This is a genomic window from Curvibacter sp. CHRR-16 (assembly GCF_018474005.1).
GTDB lineage: Bacteria > Pseudomonadota > Gammaproteobacteria > Burkholderiales > Burkholderiaceae_C > Allorhodoferax.
In genome coordinates this window covers 203,995-227,191 of the sequence record NZ_JAHCSH010000004.1, presented here as the reverse complement: position 1 = coordinate 227,191, position 23,197 = coordinate 203,995, and the positions used below count along the sequence as shown (strand labels likewise).

Sequence of the window (23,197 nt, the reverse complement as noted above, 5' to 3'; positions counted from 1 at the left end):
GCAGCGCTAGCCAAACAGAGAAGGTGTTGTCGGCGAAGCATAAGGCTGGGCTTAGGCGCTAATGGGGGTGAACTGGCGCACATCCACCTGCGCCTTGGCGTGTTCAAACCATGGGTCGGGCTCGCCCTCCAGTGCGGCTTGCAGCTGCGCCCACAGCGCTTTGCGTTTGTCGGCGTTGTCCAAGATTTGCTGCTTCACATAGTCCAAGCCCACGCGATTGACCCAGTGCACGGTGCGCTCCAGATACCACGCTTCCAAGCGGTAGAGCTGCAAGAAAGCACCGCTGTACTCCAGCACTTCTTCGGCGGTTTTCACCTTGGCAAAGAAGTGGGCCACCTCGGTCTTGATGCCGCCGTTGCCCGCCACGTACAGCTCCCAGCCGCTGTCCACGCCGATCACGCCCACGTCCTTGATGCCCGCTTCCGCGCAGTTGCGCGGGCAGCCGCTCACGGCCAGTTTCACCTTGTGTGGGGCGTACATGCGCCACAGGGCGCGCTCCAGGTCTTTGCCCATCTGGGTGCTGTCTTGGGTACCCATGCGGCACCACTCCGAGCCGACGCAGGTTTTCACGGTGCGCAGCGCCTTGGCGTAGGCGTGGCCGCAGGGCATGTCCAGGTCTTTCCACACGCCCACCAGGTCTTCTTTTTTCACGCCCAGCAGGTCGATGCGCTGGCCGCCCGTCACCTTCACGGTGGGTATCTGGTACTTGTCCACCACGTCGGCAATGCGGCGCAGTTCAGACGCCGTGGTCTCGCCGCCCCACATGCGCGGTATCACGCTGTAGGTGCCGTCTTTTTGGATGTTGGCGTGGCTGCGCTCGTTGATCATGCGGCTTTGCGGGTCATCCTTGGCCTCGTGCGGCCATGTGCTGATGAGGTAGTAGTTGACGGCTGGGCGGCATGTCGCACAACCGTTGGGCGTGCGCCAACCCAAGGCTTGGTAGACGCTGCCTATGCTCAGCAGCTTGCTGCCGTCTGCCAGCGGGGTGCGGATGGCCTCGCGCACCTCTTGGTGGCTGTGGTCGGTGCAGCCGCACAGGGCTTTCTTCTTCGGTGTGGCCGAGAAGTCACCCCCTGCGGTGACCATGATGATCTGCTCCACCAAGCCTGTGCACGAGCCGCAACTGGCGCTGGCCTTGGTGTGCTTGCGCACGTCTTCCAGCGTGAACAAGCCTTTGTCTTTGATGGCCTTGCAGATGGCGCCTTTGGTGACGCCGTTGCAGCCGCACACCTCGTCGCTGTCGGCCATGGCAGCGGCTTTGTTGTGGCCTTGGTGTCCTACGTCACCCGTGTTGGAGCTGGTGAAGTTTTGCCCGAACATCAGTCGGTCGCGGATGTCGTTCACCGGCGTGCCTTCGCGCATCAGCTTGAAGTACCAGCTGCCATCGGCTGTGTCGCCATACAGGCAAGCGCCTACCAGCTTGTTGTCTTGCACTACCAGGCGCTTGTACACATTGCTGAACGGGTCGCTTAGCACGATGTCTTCGCAGCTAGCGTCTTCGGCCTTGCCGGTGGAGGCTCCCAAATAGTTGCCTGCCGAGAACAGGTCTATGCCCGTTACTTTCAGCTTGGTACTGGTTTGCGATCCGGTGTAGCGGCCTATGCCCATCTGGGCCAGGTGGTTGGCGGCTACTTTGGCCTGCTCAAACAGCGGGGCTACCAGCCCGTAGGCCACGCCCCGGTGTGCGGCACATTCGCCCACGCTGTAGATGCGGGCGTCGGTCACGGTCTGCATGGTGTCGGTTACCACGATGCCGCGATCCACATGCAGGTTCATGCTTTGCGCCAGTTCGGTGTTGGGGCGAATGCCCACGGCCATCACCACCAGATCAGCAGGCAACTCGCTGCCGTCTTTGAAGCGGATAGCGGCCACGCGACCGCTGGGCCCGGCTACCAGTTCTTGGGTTTGTGCGCCCATGCGGAATTGCAGGCCACGGCCTTCCAGCGCGCTTTGCAGCATGCTTCCGGCGGTTTTGTCGAGCTGGCGCTCCATCAACGTTTGGGTGGCGTGCACCACGGTCACGTCCATGCCACGCAGTTTCAAGCCATTGGCTGCTTCCAAGCCCAGCAGTCCGCCGCCAATCACCACCGCATGGCGGTACTGGCTGGCTGCGGCAATCATGGCCTCGGTGTCGGCTATGTCGCGGTAGGCCAATACGCCGGGCAGGTCTTTGCCCGGTATGGGCAGCATGAAGGGGTTAGACCCCGTGCACAGCAGCAGGCGGTCGTATGGGGCCTGTGTGCCGTCCTCAGCCACCACCACGCGCTGCACGCGGTCTACCTTCACCACCTTTTTGCCCGTGTGCAGGGTGATGCCATTCTCGGCATACCAGTCCAGCGGGTTGAGCACGATGTCGCTAACCTGCTGCTCCCCGGCCAGCACGGGCGAGAGCATGATGCGGTTGTAGTTGGGGTGGGGCTCTGCACCAAAAATGGTGATGTCGTACAAATCTGGTGCGAGCTTGAGCAGCTCTTCGATGGTGCGGACACCGGCCATGCCGTTGCCAATGAGTACCAGTCGTGCTTTTTTCATGGGCCTGAACTCCAAAGCGCTACCGAGCCGGACGAACAGGCGCGCAATAGCGGAGCAGGGCACCTGTGGGTTCCGGTTCGTGTGAAACAAAAGGGGGAATCGGAATGCCGCCTTGGCTGGTCGCAACCCACTGAATACGGTGGTGGTGTTGCTGCAAGGGGCAGGTGCGCTTCGTTGCGCTGGATAGGATTAAGCAAACTGCGTGCCATGTGTGCTGTCTTCAGTGCAGACTTGAGTTCCAAGGCTTGGCGGTGGCATACCCACTGCTACAGTGTGGGCATGTCCAAAAACGCTGCCCCATCCTCTGCTGCTTTGTTTGCAGCTTCCACTGCTTCGCCCGCTGCTCAACCCGTGCTGGTGCTAGGCCACGGCCCCGCTTGGCAGCGCTTGCTGGCCGACTGCCAAGCGGCGTATGCCAACCAAGCCACCCCAGTTGAGCAGGATATCGGTGCAGCTTGGTCTGCGGTGTTGGCCTTGGATACGGCCGATGCCCATCTAGATTGGGTAGCCCACGTGCTGGCCGCACAGCCCCAGCCGCAAGCCGTGCTGTGTGCCGCCGAGCAGGTAGACGAAGCGCTGTTGGCAGGGCTGTCGCGCCTAGCGCAGCACTACAGCGGTGGCGTGCTGCTGTTCACCCAAGACAGCCGTAGCGCCAGCATGCACCAAGCGCTGGAACGTGGTGTGCACTACTACGGTCTGCAGGGCCACGCAGCCCATGAGCTGCCTGCGCTGGTGTGTCTGGCTCGCGTGCGCCAGCAGCAGGTGCAGCGTGAGCTGAAGGCACTGCAAGAGGTGTCGCGCCGTTTGCAAGACCGCATCGCTGTGGACCGGGCTAAAGGCTTGCTCATGCGCACGCAGGCGCTGCCTGATGATGAGGCCTTTACCCTGCTGCGCTCCACCGCCATGAACACCAATATGCGGCTGGGCGAACTGGCCCAAACCGTGGTGGACAGCGCCGTGCTGGCCGAAAGCCTGAACCGCTGCGGCCAGCTGCGCATGCTGAGCCAGCGCATCGTCAAGCTGCACTGGCTGCAGTTGGCAGGCGTGAACCAAGCCCAGTGCAAAACCCTGTTGGACGAGAGCGTGCGCTGGGCCGATGGCAATCTGGTTTTTTTGCAGCGCCATGTGGACGTGCAGCAGTTTGGCTCCGACCTGCAAGCCCTGCAGGCCGTGTGGCAGCAGCTGCAAGTTCGCCTGCAGCGCGACGACCCCCTGGCGCTGGACAGCGCCGCCGAGGTGCTGCTGCAAGAAGCCGACGCGCTGACCAACCGGCTAGAGAGCCAAGGCGCTGCCCGCCTGCAACTGCTCAATGTAGCGGGCCGCCAGCGCATGCTGAGCCAGCGCTACGCCAAGTACGCTCTGCTGTTGGGGCTGGGCGAGGCCACGCTGGAGCAGCGCGCCCACGTGGGCATGGCCAGCGCCAAAGAGGCCTTTGAAGCCGCGCTGCTGCGCCTGAACGCCGCCCCACTGAGCAGCCAAGCTATTAGCGATGCGCTAACCCAGGCCGGGGTACTGTGGCTTAGATTGGTGCGAGCCGCCCAAACCGCCCCGCAACACCAAGGCCACAGCCGCTTGGAGCAACTGCACCTGCTGTGCGACGGCAGCGAGCAATTGCTGACCACGTTTGACCAGCTATCGAGCCAGTACGAGCACAGCTTGCAGGTGTTGTTGGGTTAGGGGCTGTGCTATTCTTTGTGGAATAACATTGTTGCAACAGGAGCTGGTCATGGAAATTGCTATCAGGACTATCGGGAACAGCAAAGGCGTGGTGCTGCCCAAGCCATTGCTGGCGCAGGTGGGGTTAGATGCGGAATCCAGCGCAGAGGTGGTGGTGGAAAACGGCTGCATCGTGCTGCGCAAACCCACCAAGCCCGTGCGCGCTGGCTGGGCTGATGCAGCTGCAGCCGTGGCAGCGCAGGGTGGTGATGCGCTGCTGATGGGTGAGTTTGCCAACGCGGGCGATGAGGAGCTGGGCTGGTGAAGCGCGGTGACATCTGGCTGGTCAACCTAGACCCCACGGTGGGCAGCGAGATCAAAAAGTCGCGCCCTTGCGTGGTGGTGTCGCCTGCTGAGCTGAACGACCACCTCAAGACTGTGATGGTGGCTCCCATGACCTCCAAAGGATTTGCCACCCCGTTCCGAGTGCCGCTTACCCACGCAGGGACCAAGGGGCTGATCGTGCTCGATCAACTGCGCACGGTAGACAAGTTGCGCTTGGTCAAGAAGCTGGGTGCTGTGTCACCCAAGACATTGGCAGCCGTGCTGGCAACGCTGCAGGAGATATTTGCGGTGTGAGGAAAGATGGTTGCTATCGAACGGGGCAGTGCTCCCCTCGCAGCTTTTTTTGATATTGGGTCAGTCGGTCTGTGGTGAGGTGTCGCCCCAGTAAGGTGTCAATATATTAGGGTTTGACTCTCCTCAAGCGAGGTCCAGCGGCTTATATTCAAAATGCTATCGAGATACTTTGTTGCGCTATTTACGCCCTGGGCAGCCATTGCAGTCCCATGAAAGGTACTCCTTCAAATCACGAATTCGTTTCTCCGTTATGTCGATCATGCAAGCATGTTTCGCATAGGCGTAAAGCCCGGCGTTGTCTTTCACAAGACCAGATACTTCGTACTCACAGGTTTGATCGCGAAAGCGCAGCCAAGTTGCTTGCGCTTTTCTGAGGCTAGTACCGTCTTCAAGCACAACTTGCAATTGTTCGTAAAGAGCACTCAGGCGTTGGTTTGTGTCTCGATAGGCGTTTGCCAAGCAAACGTTCATTACATCTTGTCCGCCGACAGAACAATGCTGTTTGTGTTGCGCCGCAAAATCCCATTCATCTGCTTTGGCAGCAAGAGTGGTGTTCAAAAGTATTGCAGCAAAAATCAAAGCTCGCATGGGTGATTCATCTAGAAGTTGGGAAGGCTACAGACTGAGCAATGCTACTTCTGCGAGTTTTTAATTGCTTTCCCTTGACCTTGAAATAAATCCCATCCGCATAGGCTCCTGCCCCAGAATAGCAGAGGCCGATTTGATAAGCCTGTGCACGATTCCCAACAAACGTAACTATAAGAGCACATGGAATATCCGGGCTTGAAAAAAACCGGCGCACGAGTCTCGTGTGAAGGTCAATTCACCCTCTAGGTTTCCTACAGTCGGCGTTCCAGCAACGATGTTGCCAAGCGATTGCAATTCGAAATGCGCTCGATCTAATCCATCCTCAGATTCGGCCGGATTGGCGATGCTTATATAAGCCCCATCTTTGCGCTCGTATCTCGCGCCCTGGACGTACATAGCAGCGTGAACTGATGACAAAGTTGAAAAGAAAACAGCTAGTGCTGCAAAAGAAATATATCGACAAGCAGAAGAAGTCATCATTGAAGCCATATCTAGACATCCTAGCATCGCCCACCCAGCTGCCTATCCCTACGCCGCCCTCTCCACATGCCCCTGCCGGGTGTACAAAAAGTCGATGACTTCTTTGCGGTAGTGCTGGTACTGCGGGTCGTCAGCCAGCGTCACGCGGGAGCGGGGGCGGGGCAGCTCTACCTGCAGCACTTCGCCGATGGTGGCGGCGGGGCCGTTGGTCATCATCACGATCTTGTCGGACAGCAGCACGGCTTCGTCCACGTCGTGGGTGACCATGACCACGGTGGCCTGGGTCTTGGCCACTATCTCTAGCAGTTCGTCTTGCAGCTTGGCGCGTGTCAGCGCGTCCAGCGCGCCGAATGGCTCGTCCATCAGCAGCACTTGCGGTTCCATGGCTAGGGCGCGGGCTATGCCCACGCGCTGCTTCATGCCGCCGGATATTTCGCCGGGGCGTTTGTGCGTGGCGTGGGTCAGGCCCACCATGGCCAGGGCGGCTTCGGTGCGGGCTTTGAGCTGGGTTTTGCTCTCGGCGCTGGTGCGGCCACCGCCAGCGCTGGGTCGGCTGCTGCCAAACACGCGCTCTACGGCCAGGTAGATGTTTTCATAGCAGGTGAGCCAAGGTAGCAGCGAGTGGTTTTGGAACACCACGGCGCGCTCCGGGCCGGGGCCGCGTATTTCTTTGTTGGCGCACAGCAAGCTGCCTTCGGTGGGGCTGGTCAGCCCGGCTATCAGGTTGAGCAAGGTGGACTTGCCGCAGCCGGAGTGGCCGATGAGGGCGACGAACTCGCCTTTGTTGATGTGCAGGTGGATGTCGCGCAGCGCCTGAAAAGCGCCCTTGGGCGTCTTGAAGGTTTGGGCTACGCCGTCGATTTGCAGGTATTTGTCGCTCATGAAGACACCTCTTCAAACGTGAAAGCTTTGGCTAAGCGGATGAGTGCCGTTTCCAGCAGCAAGCCGACGATGCCGATGACGAGAATGGCGATGAGGATGTGGGTGACGTTCAGGTTGTTCCACTCGTCCCACAGCCAAAAGCCAATGCCTACGCCGCCGGTGAGCATTTCAGCGGCCACGATGACCAGCCACGCGGTGCCCACGGCCAAGCGCACGCCCGTCAGCATGTAGGGCAGCACGGCAGGGAACAGGATTTTGGTGAACACTTTCCACTCGCTCAGGTTGAGCACGCGGGCCACGTTCAGGTAGTCCTTGGGCACGCGCTGCACGCCCACTGCGGTGTTGATGACCATGGGCCAGATGGAGCAGATAAAGATAGTCCAGATAGCAGCCGGGTTGGCCCCCTTGAACACCAAGAGGCCAATGGGCAGCCACGCCAGTGGTGACACTGGGCGCAGCAGGCTGATGATGGGGTTGAACATGCGGCCCAAAAAGTCAAATCGGCCAATCAGAAAGCCCGCCGGAATGCCCACCACTGCAGCCAAGCCAAAGCCCAGTGCCACGCGTTGCAGGGAGTTGAGCACGTTCCAGCCCACGCCTTGGTCGTTGGGGCCGTTGCGGTAGAAGGGCTTGGAGAACAGCTCGACTGCTTCTTGCAGTGTGGCGTTGGGGCCGGGTATGGAGCCTGCGGTGCCTTTACTGACCAACTCCCAAATAAGCACCAACAAGGCCAAGCCCAGCACGGGTGGGAGCACGCTGTGCCACAGCCAAGACAGGTCTGGTCTGCGCGGTGCAGAGGTATCGCTCATGGGGAATCCTTTCAGGCTTTGACCTTGAAGCTATCGGCGTATTTCTTGGGGTCTTTGCCGTCCCACACCACACCATCCACCAGTTTGCTGGTGCGCATGTCGCTCTTGGGCAGAGCAGTTTTGGTGGCGGTGGCAGCTTGTTTGTACAGGTCAATTTGGTTGATCTGTTTGGCCACGCCCAGGTAGTCGGGGTGGTCTTTGAGCAAGCCCCAGCGCTTGTGTTGGGTCAGGAACCACATGCCGTCAGACAGGTAGGGGAAGTTGACAGCACCTTCGTTGAAGAACTTCATGTGGTTGGGGTCGTCCCAGGTCTTGCCCATGCCGTTTTGGTAGCGGCCCAAGATGCGCTGGTTGATGGCGTCAACGCCCGTGTTCACATAGGACTTTTCGGCGATGGTCTCGGCCATCTTGTTTTTGTTTTGCAGGCCAGAGTCGATCCACTTGCCCGCTTCCAAGATGGCGCACATGGCAGCGCGGCAGGTGTTGGGGTACTTTTTGGCAAACTCGCCCGTAGCGCCCAGCACTTTTTCAGGGTGGTCTTTCCAGATGTCCTGCGTGGTAGTGGCAGTGATGCCAATGCCGTCGATGATGGCGCGGTGGTTCCAGGGTTCACCAACGCAGAAGCCGTCCATATTGCCAATGCGCATGTTGGCCACCATTTGGGGTGGTGGCACGGTGATGACTTTGGCATCACTCATGGGGTTGATGCCGTAGCTGGCCAGCCAGTAGTACAACCACATGGCGTGGGTGCCGGTGGGGAAGGTTTGGGCAAAGGTGTATTCGCGTTTTTCGCTTTGCATCAGCTTGGCCAAGCCGGGGCCATCCACAGCGCCTTTGTCGGCCAGTTTTTTGCTCAGGGTAATGGCTTGGCCGTTGTTGTTCAGGGTCATGAGCACGGCCATGTCCTTCTTGGGACCGCCTATGCCCAAGTGCACACCGTAGACCAAACCGTAGAGCACGTGGGCCATGTCCAGTTCACCGTTGACCAGCTTGTCGCGCACGCCGGGCCAGCTGGCTTCTTTGGACAGCACGAACTTGACGCCGTACTTTTGGTCCAAGCCCAGTACGCTGGCCATGACGACGCTGGCGCAGTCGGTCAGGGGGATGAAGCCGATCTTCACTTCGGTCTTTTCTGGTGCGTCGGATCCGGCAGCGTGCACCACAGCGCGCAGGGCGGGGCTAATGCCCACGGCTGCAGCGGCAGTGGCTTGCAAGAGGGTACGGCGCTGGATCAGGGGAGAGGACTGAGACATGACAAACTCCTTGTGCAGAAAAAAGCAAAAAGCGTCCGCACCGCGAATACGCACTGAACCAGTGCTGTAGAGGTGGGGACGCCTTGTCCTTGGTAGCGGCAAGCCCTTCGTTGGTGAATGCCGCTACACGTTGCAGCTATTCAAGCAAGAGCTGTGCCATCTTGTGCTGGTTTACCCTTGGGCTACCGGGCGGCTGGCATCGCTGCACCAGTCGCTCCAGCTACCGGCGTACAGAGCGGGGGTGCCCAGGCCTGCAATCTCCATGGCCAGTACGTTGGGTACGGCGCTCACGCCACTGCCGCAGTGGTGGATGACGTGGGCGGCATCGCGCTGGCCTAGCAGTGCGGCAAACTCGGCGCGCAGTTGCTCTGCGGGTTTAAAACGGCCATCGGAGCCGATGTTGTTAGAAAAAGGCCGATTGAGTGCACCAGGAATGTGCCCTGCTTTGGGGTCTATGGGTTCCATCTCGCCTTTGTAGCGGGGGGTGGCGCGGGCATCGATTACGGAGTACTGGGGCTGGCCCAGCGTGGCTTGCACATGGCTGGCATCAACCAAGCGCACCAGTGGCTCGTGCAAGGCAAAGGCTTGTGCCGCTGCACTAGGGGCTGGTGCTGGGCCGCTTTCAGTGGGCAGGCCAGCGGCTTGCCAAGCTTGCAGGCCGCCGTCGAGCACCGCCACGGCTTGGTGACCGAGCCAGCGCAGCATCCACCACAAGCGACCACAGTAGTTCACGCCTTGGCGGTCGTAGACCACGGCTTGCATGCCGTTGGTAAAGCCCACGCTGGTTAGCCACTGGGCAAAGTGTTCACGGGTGGGCAGCGGGTGGCGTCCGCCCGATGCGGTGGCCACGCCTGCACCTTTGGCGCTCAGTGCTGTGTCCAAGTGGGTGTATACAGCACCTGCTATGCGCACTTCGTCAAACTGGGCTGGGCCTGCAACCGGGTTCATCAACTCGAATGAGCAGTCAAACACCATGACTGTCTGGCCTTGCGCGCGCAGAGTTTGCAGTTCCTCGGGAGAGATGAGGGTGGAGTAGTGCGGTGTGGAAGTGGTCATAAAGTTTTAGTGGTCTTCTGCGGGGGTGTCAGGTAGGGCTTTGGTGCGCACGGCGGTGGCCAAAATACCGCTGACGATGATGATGGCAATGCCAGCCCAGCCTGATGCGGGGATTTGGTCGCCAAACAATACCAAGCTGAAAATGGATGCGAACACGATGCCGCCGTATTGCATGCTGGCGACAACCAAGCTGGGGCCATCGCGGTAGGCTCGGGTCATGCACCACTGGCCTAGGCTGGCAAAGATGCCGATGGGCACCACCCACAGCGCATCGCGCAGCGCTACGGCGTGCCAAGGCAGGTTGTCGGTCAGCGGCATGCCCAGCAGCCCCACCACGGCGCTGCCGATGGAAAAGTACAGCACGGTGCGCTCTTCGGGCTCGCCTATCTGGCCCAAGGCGGACACTTGCATATAGGCCAATGCCGCCCCCAAGCCCGAGAGCAACCCGACCAAACCGGCAAACAGTTGACTTTGGTCCAGGCTGGGGCGCAGTGCCAAGATGACGCCCACAAAGCCCATAAGTACCGAGAGCAGCAGCAGGCCTTGGGGCTGTTGTTTGCCAAACATGAGTGAGCCGCCGACGACAAAGGCGGCAATCCAGATGCCGCTCATGTAGTTGAGCGTCATCGCGGTGGGCAGCGGAAGGTGGGCAATGGCAAAGAACCAGCTACCCAGCGATGCTACGCCGATGATGCTGCGCCACAGGTGCATGGCGGGGTAGCGGGTTTTGGCCGAGATGCCTTTGAAGTGCATCACCGTACCCATGAAGAGGATGCTGATGATGCCGCGGTAGAACACCAACTCGAAGGTGCTAAAGCTGCCCGAGGCGTATTTGATGCCCACTGCCATGAGCGCAAACCAGAAAGCGGCTAACAACATCCAGAGTGCGTTCATGGCAGGGATCCTTGCGGTTACGGGGAGATGGCGCTGTCCCCGATTATGCGGCGGTACCACTCGTGGAAATGCTGCATGCCGTCTTCCATGGGGCTTTGGTAGGGGCCAACCTCGTTGTCGCCGCGCTCAAAGAGTGCGCGGCGTCCTGCGTCCATGCGTTCGGCGATTTCGTCGTCCTCAATGCAAGTTTCCATGTAGGCGGCCTGCTGGGCTTCGATAAACTCGCGTTCGAATGCTGCGATTTCCTCGGGGTAGAAGAACTCCACCATATTGAGGGTTTTGTTCAAACCCGCAGGAATGACGGTGGACACCGTGAGCACATGCGGATACCACTCGACCATGATGTGCGGGTAGTAGGTGAGCCAAATGGCGCCGTACTCGGGCACGGTGTTTTGGCGGTAGTCCATCAGCGCTTTGTGCCAGCGTTCGTACACGGTGCTGCCCGACTGGCGCAAGCCATTGGCAATGCCCACGGTCTGTACCGAGTAGTGCTCTTTGAACTCCCAACGCAAGTCGTCGCAGGTGACGAAGTTGCCCAATCCGGGGTGGAAGGGGCCGACGTGGTAATCCTCCAGATAGACCTCGATGAAGGTCTTCCAGTTGTAGTTGCACTCATGCAGTACCACTTTGTCCAGCACGTAGCCGTCAAAGTTGAGTGCTTGGCGCGGGCCCATATGGGCTAGCTGGGCGGCTATGTCCACCCCGTTGTCCTCGAATAGCAGGCCGTTCCACTCGCGCAAGCCGTAGTGCTTGAGGTTGTGGCAGTGGGGCTGCTCGGCAAAGTGGGGGGCACCAATGAGCTCGCCACTATGACGTCCATTGAGTCCGCCGTGGGCGCCGCTGTAAGTCCAGCGGTGCAGTGGGCACACGATATTGCCACCTGCATGGGCTTGTCCCTGCTGGTTGAGGTTGCCACGGCCTTTGAGCATGGTGGCTTGTCGGTGGCGGCACACGTTCGATAGCAGTTCAATACCGCCCGCGTTGCGCACGAGTACCCGGCCATCTTTCTCTTGCGGCAAGGTGTAGTAGTCCCCGATGTTGGGAACGCTCAAACTGTGCCCCACATAGCGGGGCCCTTGCTGAAAGATCAGTTGCAATTCGCGCTCGTACAGCGCCGGGTCAAAGTAGCTGGAGACAGGAAGTTGGCTTTTCGCCTGCTGCAGTTGAAGACTTAAATCAGACATGGGTGACCTGACCTAAAGACTCCCCACAGGGGGATGCACCACAAATTGTGCGGGTGGAAGGAAAACCGTACCACCCAGAACGGGGGCCGGTGGCTAAAGAGGGCGGGATTTTACCCACATTAGGGCGCTTGCCTAGCGATTGTGGTCACGCGCAGGCCTAGAATGCTGGGTTTGCATCCTGAAATAAGCATTCTTTTATGAGTAAGGTCAAAGCCAATGCGGCTGATAGCGCCACAGCTGCTGCCGATGTGCCTGAGCGCTACGAAGACGCGTTGCATGCACTGGAGGATTTGGTAGCCCGCATGGAATCGGGAGACATGCCGCTGGACGAGTTGCTGGGTGCCTACCAGCGAGGGGCGGCCTTGCTTGAGCGCTGCCGCAGTCAGTTGCAAACGCTGGATGAGCAGATACAGGTGCTGGAAAACGGCGTGCTCAAGTCTTGGAAAAGCTAAGGACGCGCAGACCTATGGTTCCCTCTTATACCGCTACCCATGCCAATGCGGCATTCGATTTCACTGCTTGGATGCAAATGCAGTTGACTGACGTGGAAAAAGCCTTGGATGCTTTTTTGTTGGCCAGTGCCCACCGTGCTGACGAGCAAGATGCCCCGGCTAGCTTGATAGACCCTATGCGCTACGCCGTACTCGATGGCGGCAAGCGTTTGCGCCCTTTGTTGGTGTTGGCTGCGCACGATGCCGTGGCCAGCTCTGGCACGCCATGCGCTGCAGCGGCCATGCGTGCAGCCTGTGCGGTAGAGTTGATCCATGCCTATTCGCTGGTGCATGACGACATGCCTTGCATGGACAACGATGTGCTGCGCCGTGGCAAACCCACTGTGCATGTGCAGTATGGTGAGGCGAGCGCCTTGCTGGCAGGCGATGCCTTGCAGGCCTTGGCCTTTGAGCTACTGACACCGCAAGATACTTCCGTTCCTGCTATTGTGCAGGCCCAGTTGTGTGCCTTGTTGGCGCGTGCTGCGGGCTGTGCAGGCATGGCCGGTGGTCAGGCTATCGATTTGGCCAGTGTGGGTGTGAAGCTCAGCCAGTCGACCTTGCGGCACATGCACCAACTCAAAACAGGCGCTTTACTCAAGGGCAGTGTGCTCATGGGGGCTGCCAGTGCACAAGCCGACGACACCGTGCTACAGGCCTTGGCTGTGTATGGCGAGGCTTTGGGGCTGGCGTTTCAGGTGGTGGACGACATTTTGGATGCCACGGCCGATTCCGCAACCCTGGGTAAAACGGCTGGCAAAGATGCCTTGCAGGAGAAACCCACCTATGTCTCCATCATGGGACTGGAGGCCAGTCAAGCTTATGCCGCTGGCTTGTTACAGCAAGCGCTTAATGCCTTGGATGGTTTGGCGCTGCCCCATGATGATGGTTTACGCGCTTTGGCCCACATGGTGGTGCACCGCGCCAGTTGAAAGACAGTGTCTATGACAGACAGCACAGCACACGTTTCGCATTACCCTTTGCTCAATACGATCAACGATCCGGCTGATCTGCGCGCTTTGCCACGCACACAGTTGCGTGCCTTGGCCGACGAGTTGCGCCAGTATCTGTTGCACAGTGTTGCCAAGACTGGCGGGCACTTGAGCTCGAACTTGGGCACGGTGGAGTTGACTACCGCCTTGCACTATGTGTTCAATACCCCCGATGACCGCATCGTGTGGGATGTGGGGCACCAGACCTATCCGCACAAAATCCTGACAGGTCGCCGTGACCGCATGCACACCTTGCGCCAGTGGGGTGGGCTGTCGGGCTTCCCGCGCCGTGATGAGAGTGAGTACGACACCTTTGGCACAGCCCATTCCAGTACCTCTATTTCGGCGGCACTGGGTATGGCCTTGGCCTCGCGCATCCAAGGCTCCGATCGCATGAGCATTGCCGTCATTGGCGATGGAGCCATGACAGCGGGTATGGCCTTTGAAGCCATGAACAATGCCGGCGTTGAAGACTGCCGTTTGCTGGTGGTGCTCAACGACAACGACATGAGTATCAGTCCGCCTGTGGGGGCATTGAATCGCTATTTGGCCCAACTCATGAGTGGTCAGTTTTATGCCGCAGCCAAGAGCGTGGGCAAGCAAGTGCTCAAGGGGGCACCGCCCTTGTTTGAGCTGGCCAAGCGACTCGAGGAGCATGCCAAAGGCATGGTGGTGCCCGCCACGCTGTTCGAAAAATTTGGGTTCAACTACATTGGTCCTATTGATGGACACGATCTTGATTCGTTGATTCCAACGCTGGAAAACATCAAGCACTTGCGTGGGCCACAGTTCTTGCATGTGGTCACCAAAAAGGGCCAAGGTTACAAGCTGGCCGAGGCTGATCCTGTTGCCTACCATGGCCCGGGCAAGTTCGACCCTGCTGTAGGTCTGCAAAAGTCGGCTGCTCCTGCCAACCCCACTTTTACCCAAGTGTTTGGCCAATGGCTGTGCGACATGGCTGAGCAGGATCAACGACTAGTGGGCATCACGCCTGCTATGCGTGAGGGGTCAGGCATGGTGGAGTTTCACAAGCGTTTTTCTGAGCGCTACTTCGATGTGGGCATTGCTGAGCAACATGCGGTCACTTTTGCAGGTGGTTTGGCCACGGAGGGACTCAAGCCCGTGGTGGCTATTTATTCCACGTTCTTGCAGCGTGCATATGACCAACTCATCCATGATGTGGCATTGCAAAACTTGCCGGTGGTGTTTGCTCTTGATCGAGCAGGTTTGGTGGGGGCCGATGGTGCGACCCACGCAGGGGCGTACGACATTGCTTTTGTGCGCTGCATTCCCAACATGAGTGTGGCGACCCCGGCCGATGAAAATGAGTGCCGCCAGTTGCTCACCACTGCCTATGAACAAAATCACCCTGTCGCTGTGCGGTATCCGCGCGGTGCTGGTGTGGGCGTTGCAGTACAGCCTGGTTTGCATGCTTTGCCTTTTGGTAAGGGGGAGTTGCGCCGTCAGGGACAGCGTGTGGCCATACTGGCTTTTGGCACCTTGCTCTACCCAGCCTTGCAAGCGGCAGAGGCGCTCAATGCCACTGTGGTCAATATGCGTTGGATCAAGCCCTTGGATGAAGCGCTGCTGCACCAAGTGGCTCGCAGCCACGACTTGCTGGTTACTGTCGAAGAGGGCTGCACCATGGGTGGTGCTGGCAGTGCGGTGAGTGAGAGCTTGCATGCTGCAGGCATCGTGCTGCCGTTGTTGCAGTTGGGTTTGCCAGACCAGTTCATTGAACACGGAGATCCGGTCAAATTGTTGCAAATGGCTGGTTTGGATGCACAAGGGATTGCAAGCAGCGTTAACCAACGTTTGCAGACCCTCACAAACTGAGGGTTTTCAGAGGGAAAACCCGCAACGACCATGCATAACGGCTTTCTACAATGAAGCCGTTATTTTCTTTTCATAAAGTGGAGATACGCATGGATCGTCGTTCCGTTATCAAGCATGCCGGTTTGGCTGGTGTTTTGGCTGCTAGTGCAGCCCCAGCTGTGCAGGCCCAGCAAGCCATTCGCTGGCGTCTGGCATCGAGTTTCCCCAAGTCTTTGGACACCATTTACGGTGGAGCCGAAGTGTTTGCCAAGGCCGTCAAGGCCATGTCCGGTGGCAAGTTTGAAATTTCTGTGCACGCCGGTGGTGAGCTCATGCCTCCCTTTGGCGTGGTCGATGGGGTGCAAAACACTACGGTGGAAATGGCCCATACCGTGCCCTACTACTACTACGGCAAGAACCCCGCGTTCGCTTTGGGTTCTGCCATTCCATTTGGTCTGAACGCACGCCAAATGAATGCGTGGACGCAGCATGGTAATGGCCGCAAGTTGCTCAACGAGTTCTATGCCAACTACAACATGATCAGCTTTGCCGGTGGCAATACTGGTGTGCAGATGGGTGGTTGGTTCCGCAAGGAAGTGAAAACCGTGGAGGACTTCAAGGGCCTGAAAATGCGCTTGGGTGGCGGTCTGGTGGGCGAAGTCATGCAAAAGCTGGGTGCTGTGCCGCAAAGCATTCCCGGTGGCGAGATTTACCAAGCTTTGGAAAAAGGCACCATCGACTCTGCCGAATGGGTGGGCCCTTATGACGACCAAAAGCTGGGCTTTAACAAGGTAGCGCCTTACTACTACTACCCAGGCTGGTGGGAAGGTGGTCCAGAAGTGTCCTTCTACATAAACCGCAAAGCGTTTGATGGTTTGCCTGCAGAGTACAAAGCCATTGTGGAAGCGGCTGCGGCTATGGCCAACAGCGATATGCTGGCCAAATACGATGCATTGAACCCCGTGGCACTCCTGCAGTTGGTGGCGGCAAAAACCAAAGTGCTACCCTTCTCGCAACAGGTGCTGGATGCGTCGTACAAGGCCTCCATGGAGGTGTTTGCTCAAAACGACAGCAAGAGCCCTGAGTGGAAGAAGATCTACGCTGACTTGCGTAAATTCCAACGCGATCAGGTGAGCTGGTTCCGCTATGCAGAGAAGAGCTTTGATAGCTTCATGTCAACGCAAAAGCTGTAATACAGCTTCAGTTCAACCTCTGTTTAGGGGGTGATTGCTCAAGTAAAACGCCCTGCATTGCAGGGCGTTTTTTGTGGCCCCTCCACTGTGGAAAGGGGCAGGCTGCTGTGGCAGCGATCAGTGTTTGGTGGGCGTTCCCACGGACTCCTGCAAGGCCTTGAGTGGGTCGTCATTGGCTTGTTCGCCTGCACCTTCTGGGGCACCTAGCTCGGGCATAGTAGTTGGTGCATCCATGGGGGGCATGTTGGCTTCCATCTCCAAGCGCACCTTGTCCAAATCAACCGCCTCTGCTTTGTCCAAACCACTGGACACAATGCCGGGGAAGGCAATGATGAGGCCGACCATGATGATTTGGATGACCACAAAGGGCACGGCTCCCCAATAGATTTGCGATGTCTGTACGGGGGCGATGACTTTGTTTGTTACTTTGTCGGTGTATTCCTTCGCTGGTGCAACGCTGCGCAGATAAAACAGCGCAAAACCAAACGGGGGGTGCATGAATGAGGTTTGCATGTTTACCCCCAGCAGCACGCCAAACCAAATCAGATCAATGCCCAGTTTCTCAGCCACAGGTGCCAGCAAAGGCACCACGATGAAAGACAGTTCAAAGAAGTCCAAGAAGAAAGCCAGAGCAAAGATCAAGGCGTTCACCGCGATCAAAAAGCCCAATTGGCCACCGGGCAGGCTGCTGAGCAAATGCTCAACCCAGCGTGGCCCATCCACCCCTTGGAAGACCAGGCTGAAGATGGTCGAGCCGATCAGGATGAACACCACAAAGCAGGATAGTTTGGTGGTGGTGTTCAGGGCTTGCTTGAGCAGGTTCATATCCAAGCGCTTGCGCAGCAAAGCCAAGATGCAAGCACCTGCAGCACCCATGGCGCCACCTTCAGTCGGAGTGGCTACGCCCAAAAAGATGGTGCCCAGTACCAAGAAGATGAGCAGCAGCGGGGGAATGAGCACAAAGGTCACACGCTCAGCCATGTTGGAGAGCAGTTTGAGGCCTGTCACCTTGTTGATCACGGCCAGCACAAAAGCCAGCATGACGCCTGCGCACATCGACACGACGATGGTTTCATCGGTCGCCACATGGTCTACGGGGCTGCCTTTGAACCAGCTCAGCACGTTGGCGTAGTGCTCGCCAAAGAACACCGCTACAGCAGTCGATGCGATGGTCAGCAGCAACAAGGACAGCAGCCCGCTTTTGCCATTGGGTTCGCGGATGGTGCGCGCTTCCAGGGGCAGTGCAGGCACCCACTGGGGTTTGAAAATCGCCAACAAAACTACGTAGCCCGCATACATTGCAGTGAGCATGAAACCGGGCACAAACGCCCCTTTGTACATGTCGCCCACACTGCGGCCCAGTTGGTCGGCCAAGATGATGAGTACCAAGGAGGGGGGGATGATTTGGGCCAGCGTGCCAGATGCCGCAATCACCCCGGAGGCGATGCGGCGGTCATAGCCATAGCGCAGCATGATGGGCAGGGAAATCAAACCCATGGAAATGACCGATGCGGCCACCACGCCGGTGGTAGCAGCCAACAAAGCGCCGACAAAAATCACCGCAAAGGCCAGCCCACCGCGCACGGGGCCAAACAATTGGCCAATGGTTTCGAGCAGGTCTTCGGCCATGCCGCTGCGCTCCAAGATCAAGCCCATGAGCGTGAAGAAGGGAATGGCCAAGAGCGTGTCGTTTTGCATGATGCCAAACAAGCGCAGTGGCAGCGCTTGCAGCAAGGCTTCTGGCAGTACGCCCAGCTCAATGCCCACAAAACCAAAAAACAGGCCGCAAGCCCCCAAACTGAATGCCACGGGAAAGCCCAGCAGCAAGAAAAAGATAAGCCCCGCGAACATGATGGGGGCGAGGTTGCTAGTGAAAAATTCCATGCTGATGTCTCCGTGGCTCAGGCTGCGTTTTTGTCTTTGTTGCCAGTCAAGTTGCGAATGGCTTCAGCCAGCTCTTCTTCGGCCGTTTTCTCGGCTTTTTTGGCGGTGGGGTCTTCGATCAGCCCTTGCAGGTACGCCAAGCGCTTGATGAGCTCAGACCAGCCTTGTAGCAGCAGCAGGCTAAAGCCCACGGGGATGAGTGCGTACACCGGCCAGCGGATGAGGCCCCCAGCGTTGGAGGACATCTCACCCGAAGCCAAGCCTTTGAGGAAGAAGGGAATGCCAAAGTAAAGGATGGCCACGCTGACGGGGGTGAGGAAGCAGGCAAAACCGAAAACGTCTATCCACATCTGGGTGCGCTTGGATAGCTTGCCGTAGAGCACGTCAATTTTGACGTGCTCACCATTGAGCAGTGTGTAGCCTGCAGCGAGCAGGAAGGATGCTGCAAACAGGTACCACTGGATCTCCAAGAAGGCGTTGGAGCCAACGTTGAACACTTTGCGCACGATGGCGTTGATGGCGCTGATGAAAGTGGACGCAAAGATAAGCCAAATCACATATTGGCCCACCTTGCGGTTGAGCCAGTCGATGGCACGTGACAGTTGCAGCAGGGCTTGCATACCTTATTCCTGTAAGTCAAGACAAACACACGATTTTCTGCCCCTGAGGGTAATCGCGTCTATCCGTAGTTACAGGGGTATTCCTGTTGGGGATTACCCTTGATTGGCGCTTGATTGCTTACAGCGGTAACAAGCGGAAGCAAGCTATGGCGACGACCGTTGGCAGCGCAGCGCCCAGCAGCAAGCCGACCGCTGAAATGGAACCTTCGTCAAAGCGGCTGCGCAAAATCGCAGCCCCTGCCGGGTTGGGCGCGTTGGCGATGATGGTCAGGCCGCCGCCCGTGACGGCGCCAGTGAGCAAGGCATAGCGGAATTCTGGCGACAAGCCTTCTACCAGCGAGCCAAGGTAAGTGAGTGCTGCGTTGTCGGTGATGGCCGTCAGGGCTGTTGCGCCGTAGTAGACCGAGGTGGCTGACATGCTGGTGAGCACTGGCTGCAGCCACCACTGCTGCATGCCGCCCAGCACCACCAAGCCACCCAAGAAGAAAGCGACCAGCAGCGCTTCGCGCAGCATCAAGCGGTCTTGCTGGTGCTGCGGGTAGGCTGCAGCAACCCCCATGAACAGCAAAAACACCGCCACAAACGCGGCGGGGTGGTGGGCAAAGACCACGATGCAGGCCAAGAAAAGCAGGTGCAGCACCACCAGCCATGCGGGAACGCCACGGTAGGGGGATTGCGTGTCTGCGGAGCCTTGGCGCAAATCCTTGGCAAATACAGCCACAAAAACCACGGAGTTGATCAATACAGCTATCGCCGCTTTCCAGCCCACATGGCCGATCATGTAGGCCATATCCAAGCCCCATGCTTTGGCTACCATCAGCACCGGAGGTGCGGCATAGGGTGTAAGGGTGCCGCCAATGGACACGTTCACAAACAGCACCCCTAGGGCGGCGTATTGGAGCTTGCGATTGCTGCTGGCGAACACAGTATCGCGCAGCAGCAAAGCCGCCAGTGTCATGGCGGCCGGTTCGGTGATGAAGGAGCCCAGCAGCGGCACGATGGCCAGCACCGTCCAAGCCAATGCCAAAGGCCTTTGCAGCGGAATCACGCGGGCAATGGCATTGATAGCCGCACTGGCCGCTTGCAGCACGGGTTTGCTGGCAGCAGTCACCATGATGGCGAACACAAACAGCGGTTCGGTGAAGTTGCGCCCATCAAGGTAGTGCATAGCATCGCCAAAGCCTTGCAGCACGCCCATGCAAACCATGAGCAGCATGGCCCAAACGCCAAACACAATCTCCACTTCGGCCAGTAAATGCCACAGCCCGGCATGGGCAGGACGCGTGTGCGCCAAATGCTCAAACCACTTGGTAGAGAAGGTGTGGATGAGCGCCAGCGCAAACAATAGGGTGGCAATCAGTTGGATGGTGGTGGGCTGCGTCATGGTTCGTGGGGCTTTTTAGCAGTGGGTGTCTCGCCGCGCATTGTGTCAGCTATTGCCGCTCCTCAGTATTTGCTGGCGCATGCGCTCCAGTAGCAGGTCTTCAAAGGTGTAAAAGCCATGGGGGTAGTGCGCCAGTTCCTGCAGCGCAAATGCTGTGCCCGTGCCAAAGGCTTGGCGTTTGATGGAGTCGTGCACCAAGCGCACGGTTTGGTAGGGAAAGCCAAAAATCACTTCGTGGTGTCCCACGATGCCGCCCAAGCGCATGGAGGTGATTTTTTCTTGCCCCACTTGCAGGCTGGTGGCGATTTTTTGTGCGGTACCCGACACCTCGGGCTTTTCTTTGAAGTGTTGCTCCAGTATCTCGACATCGGCAAAGGGGGCAATCTCACGCAGCAGCTTGGCCGCCATGATGAGGAAATTGATGCCCACGGTGATGTTGGGCGAGCACATGATGCGGGTGTGTTGCCCCAAATCCCGCATGGCTTGCAACTGCTCAGCACTGTAGGCCGAGATGGCTGACACCACCGTGATGCCGTACTTTGCAGCCAGTGGGCTGTACACGGCAGCACTGCTGGCGGCGGAAAAGTCCACCAGTGCGTCTACCGGCTGCTCGTTCCACCGTTGTTCCAGGCTTTCTGCGCTGAGAGCAAACACGGGGTACTCCTGCCCATGCAATGCGATGGCGCTGGGTTGCCCTGTCCGGGTTGCAATCCAGCGCAGATCACACTGGGGATCTTGGGCCAGTACATCGGCCACGGCTTGTCCGGCTTTGCCCAATCCAATCAGTCCTATGCGCATCAGGTTCTCCTCGTGTTGGTGTATAAAGAATTTGAACAAATGTTTTAAATTACCTTTCGGAGCAGGGGTTGATGCGCAAACGTTCCCATCCTCACATCTACAGCGCAGTGCGTTACGAGCTGCGCAGCACCACCGTCTGGCGCACGCGCTTGGTGGTGCTTTCCTTTGCTGCCTTGGCGGGTTTTGCAGTGGTGGGCTTGGCCTGGTTGGCTGAGTTGGCCCTGGCATGGTTTTTTGCCATGCAGCAGCGCTGGGGGTGGTTTGCCTTGGGCTGGACGCCCCTGTGCACAGGTTTGATCGTCTGGGCCACACGCCGCTGGGCCGTGGGGGCAGCGGGTTCGGGCATTCCGCAGGTGATGGCAGCGCAAGAGGTGGATGATGAGCAAGGGCGCTCGTTGTTTGTGTCCTTGCGTCTGTCGGTAGCCAAAGTGCTGCTCACCGCGTGGGGCTTGCTGGCGGGTTTGTCGCTGGGCCGCGAGGGGCCTTCGGTGCAAGTGGCTGCGGGCATCATGCATGCAGCGCGCAGGTGGTTGCCACGGCGCAGCCGCATCACCGCGCAGCACTTGCTGGTGGCCGGGGGTGCTGCCGGCATTGCGGCGGCTTTCAACACCCCTTTGGGCGGCATCATGTTTGCGCTGGAGGAGCTGGGGCGGCACAGCGACAGCAAACACCATGCGCTGTCCATGGCGGCCATCGTGCTGGCGGGCTTGATCGGGGTGTCGGTGTATGGCAATGCCAGTTATTTTGGCGTCATCCACGTGCAGCATTGGCGCTGGGATGCTGTAGCACCAGCACTGGTGGTCACGCTGGTGGCAGGGGTATTGGGTGGTATTTTTTCCCGCTTGCTGGTGGTGTCCTTGGCTGCTGGTGCGCCGCTGGGCCGCGTGCTGCAGTGGCGGGCAGCGCACCCGGTGGCGTTTGCCGCCCTCTGTGGTCTGGCGGTGGCGGTGATAGGTGTAGTCACCCAGGGGGCTACCTTTGGCAGCGGATACGCCTATACCAAAGCGGCGCTGGATGGAGCGGGCCAGTCCCATTGGCTGTATGTGCCGCTCAAGTTCGTGAGCACCTGGCTTACGGCATGGTCGGGGGTGCCGGGGGGGATTTTTGCCCCGTCCTTGGCCATTGGTGGTGCAGTAGGCCACGATGTGGCGCACTACTGGGCTGTGTACGGCGTATACGTGGATGCACCGACTTTGATTGCTTTGGGCATGGTGGGTTTCTTGGCAGCCGCTACCCAAGCGCCGCTGACCGCTTTCATCATCGTGATGGAAATGGTCGATGGCCATGCGCTGGTGCTCAGCCTCATGGCATGCGCCATGGTGGCCAGTGGTATTTCGCGCCTGATTAGCGCACCGCTCTACCCCTCATTGGCCGATGCACAACTGCTGCGGTGGACGCCCTCTAAGCCCTAACACGGTACTCTAGTAAACAACAAGGGCCCCAGCGGGGCCCTTGGTTGTGGATGCCACAGTGGCAGTGCTTATTTGGTGGGGTACACCACGTCGGCACGGCGGTTTTGGGCAAAGTCAGCTTCTGTATGGCCCGTAGCGCGGGGCTTTTCTTCACCCCAGCTCACAGCTTCCATTTGGTTGTCTTGCGCACCGTACACTTTGAGCGCATTCACAACGGCTTGGGCACGCTTTTGTCCCAGAGCCAAGTTGTACTCAACGCTACCACGCTCGTCTGCATTGCCTTCCACGCGAATGGCGACCTTGGGGTTTTGGGCCAAGAACTTACCGTGCAAAGAGACCAAATTGTTGAATTCGGGTTTGACACCAAAGTCGTTGTAGTCAAAGAACACGCTGCGATCTTTGGACAGTGCGTTATTGGGATCGAGGTACGCAGGCACTACCACGGTAGATACAGCCGTTTCAGCAGGCTTGGCAGCAGAACCGGTGCTGGCACTGCTGCTGGTAGAGCTGTTAGCCGCTGTGGAACCTGTAGCTGCTGTATTGCTGGTGGTGGTGGGGGTGCTGCTGCAACCGACGAGCAGCAGAAAGAGGCTGCTGGTAACGCTTGCAGCGATGGTTTTGCGCATGGGTCTCTC

22 protein-coding genes are annotated in these 23,197 nt (G+C 58.6%); 8 read left to right on the top strand and 14 right to left on the bottom strand.

All coding sequences use genetic code 11. From position 1 onward, the window contains the following. Positions 1 to 51 precede the first annotated feature (51 nt). Positions 52 to 2,532 carry a nitrite reductase large subunit NirB gene (gene nirB / locus KIK84_RS10715; protein ID WP_214123084.1) on the bottom strand — a complete coding sequence of 827 codons (2,481 nt, stop codon included), beginning with the start codon at positions 2,530 to 2,532 and terminating at the stop codon, positions 52 to 54. A 279-nt stretch (positions 2,533 to 2,811) separates the two neighbouring features. Here nirB and KIK84_RS10710 point away from each other — a divergent pair, with 279 nt between their 5' ends. From KIK84_RS10710 to KIK84_RS10700, 3 genes are read left to right on the top strand one after another with little or no spacing between them, the layout of a single operon-like run. Beyond that, positions 2,812 to 4,209 (top strand): ANTAR domain-containing response regulator, encoded by a 1,398-nt coding sequence (locus KIK84_RS10710; RefSeq protein WP_214123083.1) that lies wholly within the window; start codon positions 2,812 to 2,814, stop codon positions 4,207 to 4,209. Positions 4,210 to 4,258: 49 nt separating this feature from the next. Beyond that, a complete protein-coding gene (locus KIK84_RS10705; protein WP_214123082.1) occupies positions 4,259 to 4,513 on the top strand; it encodes an AbrB/MazE/SpoVT family DNA-binding domain-containing protein in 255 nt (84 codons plus the stop codon). Further along, positions 4,507 to 4,827, top strand: a complete 321-nt coding sequence (locus KIK84_RS10700; protein ID WP_214123288.1) for a type II toxin-antitoxin system PemK/MazF family toxin — start codon at positions 4,507 to 4,509, stop codon at positions 4,825 to 4,827. The genes KIK84_RS10705 and KIK84_RS10700 overlap by 7 nt, the downstream gene beginning before the upstream one ends. 177 nt (positions 4,828 to 5,004) lie before the next feature. Here the strand turns inward: KIK84_RS10700 and KIK84_RS10695 are convergent, their stop codons facing one another. From KIK84_RS10695 to KIK84_RS10660, 8 genes are all read right to left on the bottom strand, one after another. Then, positions 5,005 to 5,415 carry a lysozyme inhibitor LprI family protein gene (locus KIK84_RS10695; protein ID WP_214123081.1) on the bottom strand — a complete coding sequence of 137 codons (411 nt, stop codon included), beginning with the start codon at positions 5,413 to 5,415 and terminating at the stop codon, positions 5,005 to 5,007. 168 nt (positions 5,416 to 5,583) lie between these two features. Next, positions 5,584 to 5,904 carry a hypothetical protein gene (locus tag KIK84_RS10690; RefSeq protein ID WP_214123080.1) on the bottom strand — a complete coding sequence of 107 codons (321 nt, stop codon included), beginning with the start codon at positions 5,902 to 5,904 and terminating at the stop codon, positions 5,584 to 5,586. A 39-nt stretch (positions 5,905 to 5,943) separates the two neighbouring features. Beyond that, entirely contained in the window at positions 5,944 to 6,777 is an 834-nt protein-coding gene (locus tag KIK84_RS10685) for an ABC transporter ATP-binding protein (protein ID WP_214123079.1), read from the bottom strand. Then, the gene (gene ntrB, locus KIK84_RS10680; RefSeq protein WP_214123078.1) at positions 6,774 to 7,586 is read right to left on the bottom strand and encodes a nitrate ABC transporter permease; all 813 of its coding nucleotides are present in this window, start codon (positions 7,584 to 7,586) and stop codon (positions 6,774 to 6,776) included. Before ntrB ends, KIK84_RS10685 begins: the two co-directional genes overlap by 4 nt. Before the next feature lie 11 nt (positions 7,587 to 7,597). Further along, positions 7,598 to 8,839 carry a CmpA/NrtA family ABC transporter substrate-binding protein gene (locus tag KIK84_RS10675; RefSeq protein WP_214123077.1) on the bottom strand — a complete coding sequence of 414 codons (1,242 nt, stop codon included), beginning with the start codon at positions 8,837 to 8,839 and terminating at the stop codon, positions 7,598 to 7,600. Positions 8,840 to 9,010: 171 nt separating this feature from the next. Next, positions 9,011 to 9,895: a sulfurtransferase gene (locus KIK84_RS10670; protein ID WP_214123076.1), complete on the bottom strand. Its 885-nt coding sequence runs from the start codon at positions 9,893 to 9,895 to the stop codon at positions 9,011 to 9,013. Between the two features lie 6 nt (positions 9,896 to 9,901). After that, positions 9,902 to 10,789, bottom strand: coding sequence for a DMT family transporter (locus KIK84_RS10665; RefSeq protein ID WP_214123075.1), 888 nt, complete (start codon positions 10,787 to 10,789; stop codon positions 9,902 to 9,904). Positions 10,790 to 10,806: 17 nt separating this feature from the next. Beyond that, positions 10,807 to 11,973: an aromatic ring-hydroxylating oxygenase subunit alpha gene (locus tag KIK84_RS10660; RefSeq protein WP_214123074.1), complete on the bottom strand. Its 1,167-nt coding sequence runs from the start codon at positions 11,971 to 11,973 to the stop codon at positions 10,807 to 10,809. Between the two features lie 197 nt (positions 11,974 to 12,170). Between KIK84_RS10660 and xseB the strand changes: the two genes are divergently transcribed. The 4 genes from xseB to KIK84_RS10640 all read left to right on the top strand — a co-directional run bounded on the left by xseB (position 12,171) and on the right by KIK84_RS10640 (position 16,464). After that, complete coding sequence (gene xseB, locus KIK84_RS10655) at positions 12,171 to 12,425, top strand: exodeoxyribonuclease VII small subunit (RefSeq protein WP_214123073.1); 255 nt, start codon at positions 12,171 to 12,173, stop codon at positions 12,423 to 12,425. A 14-nt stretch (positions 12,426 to 12,439) separates the two neighbouring features. Beyond that, a complete protein-coding gene (locus tag KIK84_RS10650) occupies positions 12,440 to 13,396 on the top strand; it encodes a polyprenyl synthetase family protein (protein ID WP_214123072.1) in 957 nt (318 codons plus the stop codon). Between the two features lie 12 nt (positions 13,397 to 13,408). Next, positions 13,409 to 15,292 carry a 1-deoxy-D-xylulose-5-phosphate synthase gene (gene dxs, locus KIK84_RS10645; RefSeq protein ID WP_214123071.1) on the top strand — a complete coding sequence of 628 codons (1,884 nt, stop codon included), beginning with the start codon at positions 13,409 to 13,411 and terminating at the stop codon, positions 15,290 to 15,292. A gap of 89 nt (positions 15,293 to 15,381) precedes the next feature. Further along, complete coding sequence (locus KIK84_RS10640; protein ID WP_214123070.1) at positions 15,382 to 16,464, top strand: TRAP transporter substrate-binding protein; 1,083 nt, start codon at positions 15,382 to 15,384, stop codon at positions 16,462 to 16,464. A 117-nt stretch (positions 16,465 to 16,581) separates the two neighbouring features. Here KIK84_RS10640 and KIK84_RS10635 read toward each other — a convergent pair whose 3' ends face one another. The 4 genes from KIK84_RS10635 to KIK84_RS10620 all read right to left on the bottom strand — a co-directional run bounded on the left by KIK84_RS10635 (position 16,582) and on the right by KIK84_RS10620 (position 21,150). Next, positions 16,582 to 18,348, bottom strand: a complete 1,767-nt coding sequence (locus KIK84_RS10635; protein WP_214123069.1) for a TRAP transporter large permease — start codon at positions 18,346 to 18,348, stop codon at positions 16,582 to 16,584. A gap of 17 nt (positions 18,349 to 18,365) precedes the next feature. Continuing rightward, positions 18,366 to 18,968, bottom strand: coding sequence for a TRAP transporter small permease subunit (locus tag KIK84_RS10630; RefSeq protein WP_214123068.1), 603 nt, complete (start codon positions 18,966 to 18,968; stop codon positions 18,366 to 18,368). 118 nt (positions 18,969 to 19,086) lie between these two features. Next, positions 19,087 to 20,352 (bottom strand): putative Na+/H+ antiporter, encoded by a 1,266-nt coding sequence (locus KIK84_RS10625; RefSeq protein WP_214123067.1) that lies wholly within the window; start codon positions 20,350 to 20,352, stop codon positions 19,087 to 19,089. Between the two features lie 45 nt (positions 20,353 to 20,397). Beyond that, on the bottom strand, positions 20,398 to 21,150 hold the full coding sequence (locus tag KIK84_RS10620; protein ID WP_214123066.1) for a 4-hydroxy-tetrahydrodipicolinate reductase: 753 nt from the start codon (positions 21,148 to 21,150) through the stop codon (positions 20,398 to 20,400). 71 nt (positions 21,151 to 21,221) lie between these two features. On the opposite strand from KIK84_RS10620, the gene KIK84_RS10615 reads away from it, so the two are divergent. Beyond that, positions 21,222 to 22,562, top strand: coding sequence for a chloride channel protein (locus tag KIK84_RS10615; RefSeq protein WP_214123065.1), 1,341 nt, complete (start codon positions 21,222 to 21,224; stop codon positions 22,560 to 22,562). 68 nt (positions 22,563 to 22,630) lie between these two features. On the opposite strand, the gene pal is transcribed toward KIK84_RS10615, so the two are convergent. Beyond that, positions 22,631 to 23,188: a peptidoglycan-associated lipoprotein Pal gene (gene pal, locus KIK84_RS10610; RefSeq protein ID WP_214123064.1), complete on the bottom strand. Its 558-nt coding sequence runs from the start codon at positions 23,186 to 23,188 to the stop codon at positions 22,631 to 22,633. Positions 23,189 to 23,197 lie beyond the last annotated feature (9 nt).

What these genes read in the sequence shown, in the direction of transcription:
- nirB (WP_214123084.1), bottom strand. Translation starts at nt 2,532, where the DNA reads ATGAAAAAAGCACGACTGGTACTCATTGGCAACGGCATGGCCGGTGTC.
- KIK84_RS10710 (WP_214123083.1), top strand. Translation starts at nt 2,812, where the DNA reads ATGTCCAAAAACGCTGCCCCATCCTCTGCTGCTTTGTTTGCAGCTTCC.
- KIK84_RS10705 (WP_214123082.1), top strand. Translation starts at nt 4,259, where the DNA reads ATGGAAATTGCTATCAGGACTATCGGGAACAGCAAAGGCGTGGTGCTG.
- KIK84_RS10695 (WP_214123081.1), bottom strand. Translation starts at nt 5,415, where the DNA reads ATGCGAGCTTTGATTTTTGCTGCAATACTTTTGAACACCACTCTTGCT.
- KIK84_RS10690 (WP_214123080.1), bottom strand. Translation starts at nt 5,904, where the DNA reads ATGGCTTCAATGATGACTTCTTCTGCTTGTCGATATATTTCTTTTGCA.
- KIK84_RS10685 (WP_214123079.1), bottom strand. Translation starts at nt 6,777, where the DNA reads ATGAGCGACAAATACCTGCAAATCGACGGCGTAGCCCAAACCTTCAAG.
- ntrB (WP_214123078.1), bottom strand. Translation starts at nt 7,586, where the DNA reads ATGAGCGATACCTCTGCACCGCGCAGACCAGACCTGTCTTGGCTGTGG.
- KIK84_RS10675 (WP_214123077.1), bottom strand. Translation starts at nt 8,839, where the DNA reads ATGTCTCAGTCCTCTCCCCTGATCCAGCGCCGTACCCTCTTGCAAGCC.
- KIK84_RS10670 (WP_214123076.1), bottom strand. Translation starts at nt 9,895, where the DNA reads ATGACCACTTCCACACCGCACTACTCCACCCTCATCTCTCCCGAGGAA.
- KIK84_RS10665 (WP_214123075.1), bottom strand. Translation starts at nt 10,789, where the DNA reads ATGAACGCACTCTGGATGTTGTTAGCCGCTTTCTGGTTTGCGCTCATG.
- KIK84_RS10660 (WP_214123074.1), bottom strand. Translation starts at nt 11,973, where the DNA reads ATGTCTGATTTAAGTCTTCAACTGCAGCAGGCGAAAAGCCAACTTCCT.
- xseB (WP_214123073.1), top strand. Translation starts at nt 12,171, where the DNA reads ATGAGTAAGGTCAAAGCCAATGCGGCTGATAGCGCCACAGCTGCTGCC.
- KIK84_RS10650 (WP_214123072.1), top strand. Translation starts at nt 12,440, where the DNA reads ATGGTTCCCTCTTATACCGCTACCCATGCCAATGCGGCATTCGATTTC.
- dxs (WP_214123071.1), top strand. Translation starts at nt 13,409, where the DNA reads ATGACAGACAGCACAGCACACGTTTCGCATTACCCTTTGCTCAATACG.
- KIK84_RS10640 (WP_214123070.1), top strand. Translation starts at nt 15,382, where the DNA reads ATGGATCGTCGTTCCGTTATCAAGCATGCCGGTTTGGCTGGTGTTTTG.
- KIK84_RS10635 (WP_214123069.1), bottom strand. Translation starts at nt 18,348, where the DNA reads ATGGAATTTTTCACTAGCAACCTCGCCCCCATCATGTTCGCGGGGCTT.
- KIK84_RS10630 (WP_214123068.1), bottom strand. Translation starts at nt 18,968, where the DNA reads ATGCAAGCCCTGCTGCAACTGTCACGTGCCATCGACTGGCTCAACCGC.
- KIK84_RS10625 (WP_214123067.1), bottom strand. Translation starts at nt 20,352, where the DNA reads ATGACGCAGCCCACCACCATCCAACTGATTGCCACCCTATTGTTTGCG.
- KIK84_RS10620 (WP_214123066.1), bottom strand. Translation starts at nt 21,150, where the DNA reads ATGCGCATAGGACTGATTGGATTGGGCAAAGCCGGACAAGCCGTGGCC.
- KIK84_RS10615 (WP_214123065.1), top strand. Translation starts at nt 21,222, where the DNA reads ATGCGCAAACGTTCCCATCCTCACATCTACAGCGCAGTGCGTTACGAG.
- pal (WP_214123064.1), bottom strand. Translation starts at nt 23,188, where the DNA reads ATGCGCAAAACCATCGCTGCAAGCGTTACCAGCAGCCTCTTTCTGCTG.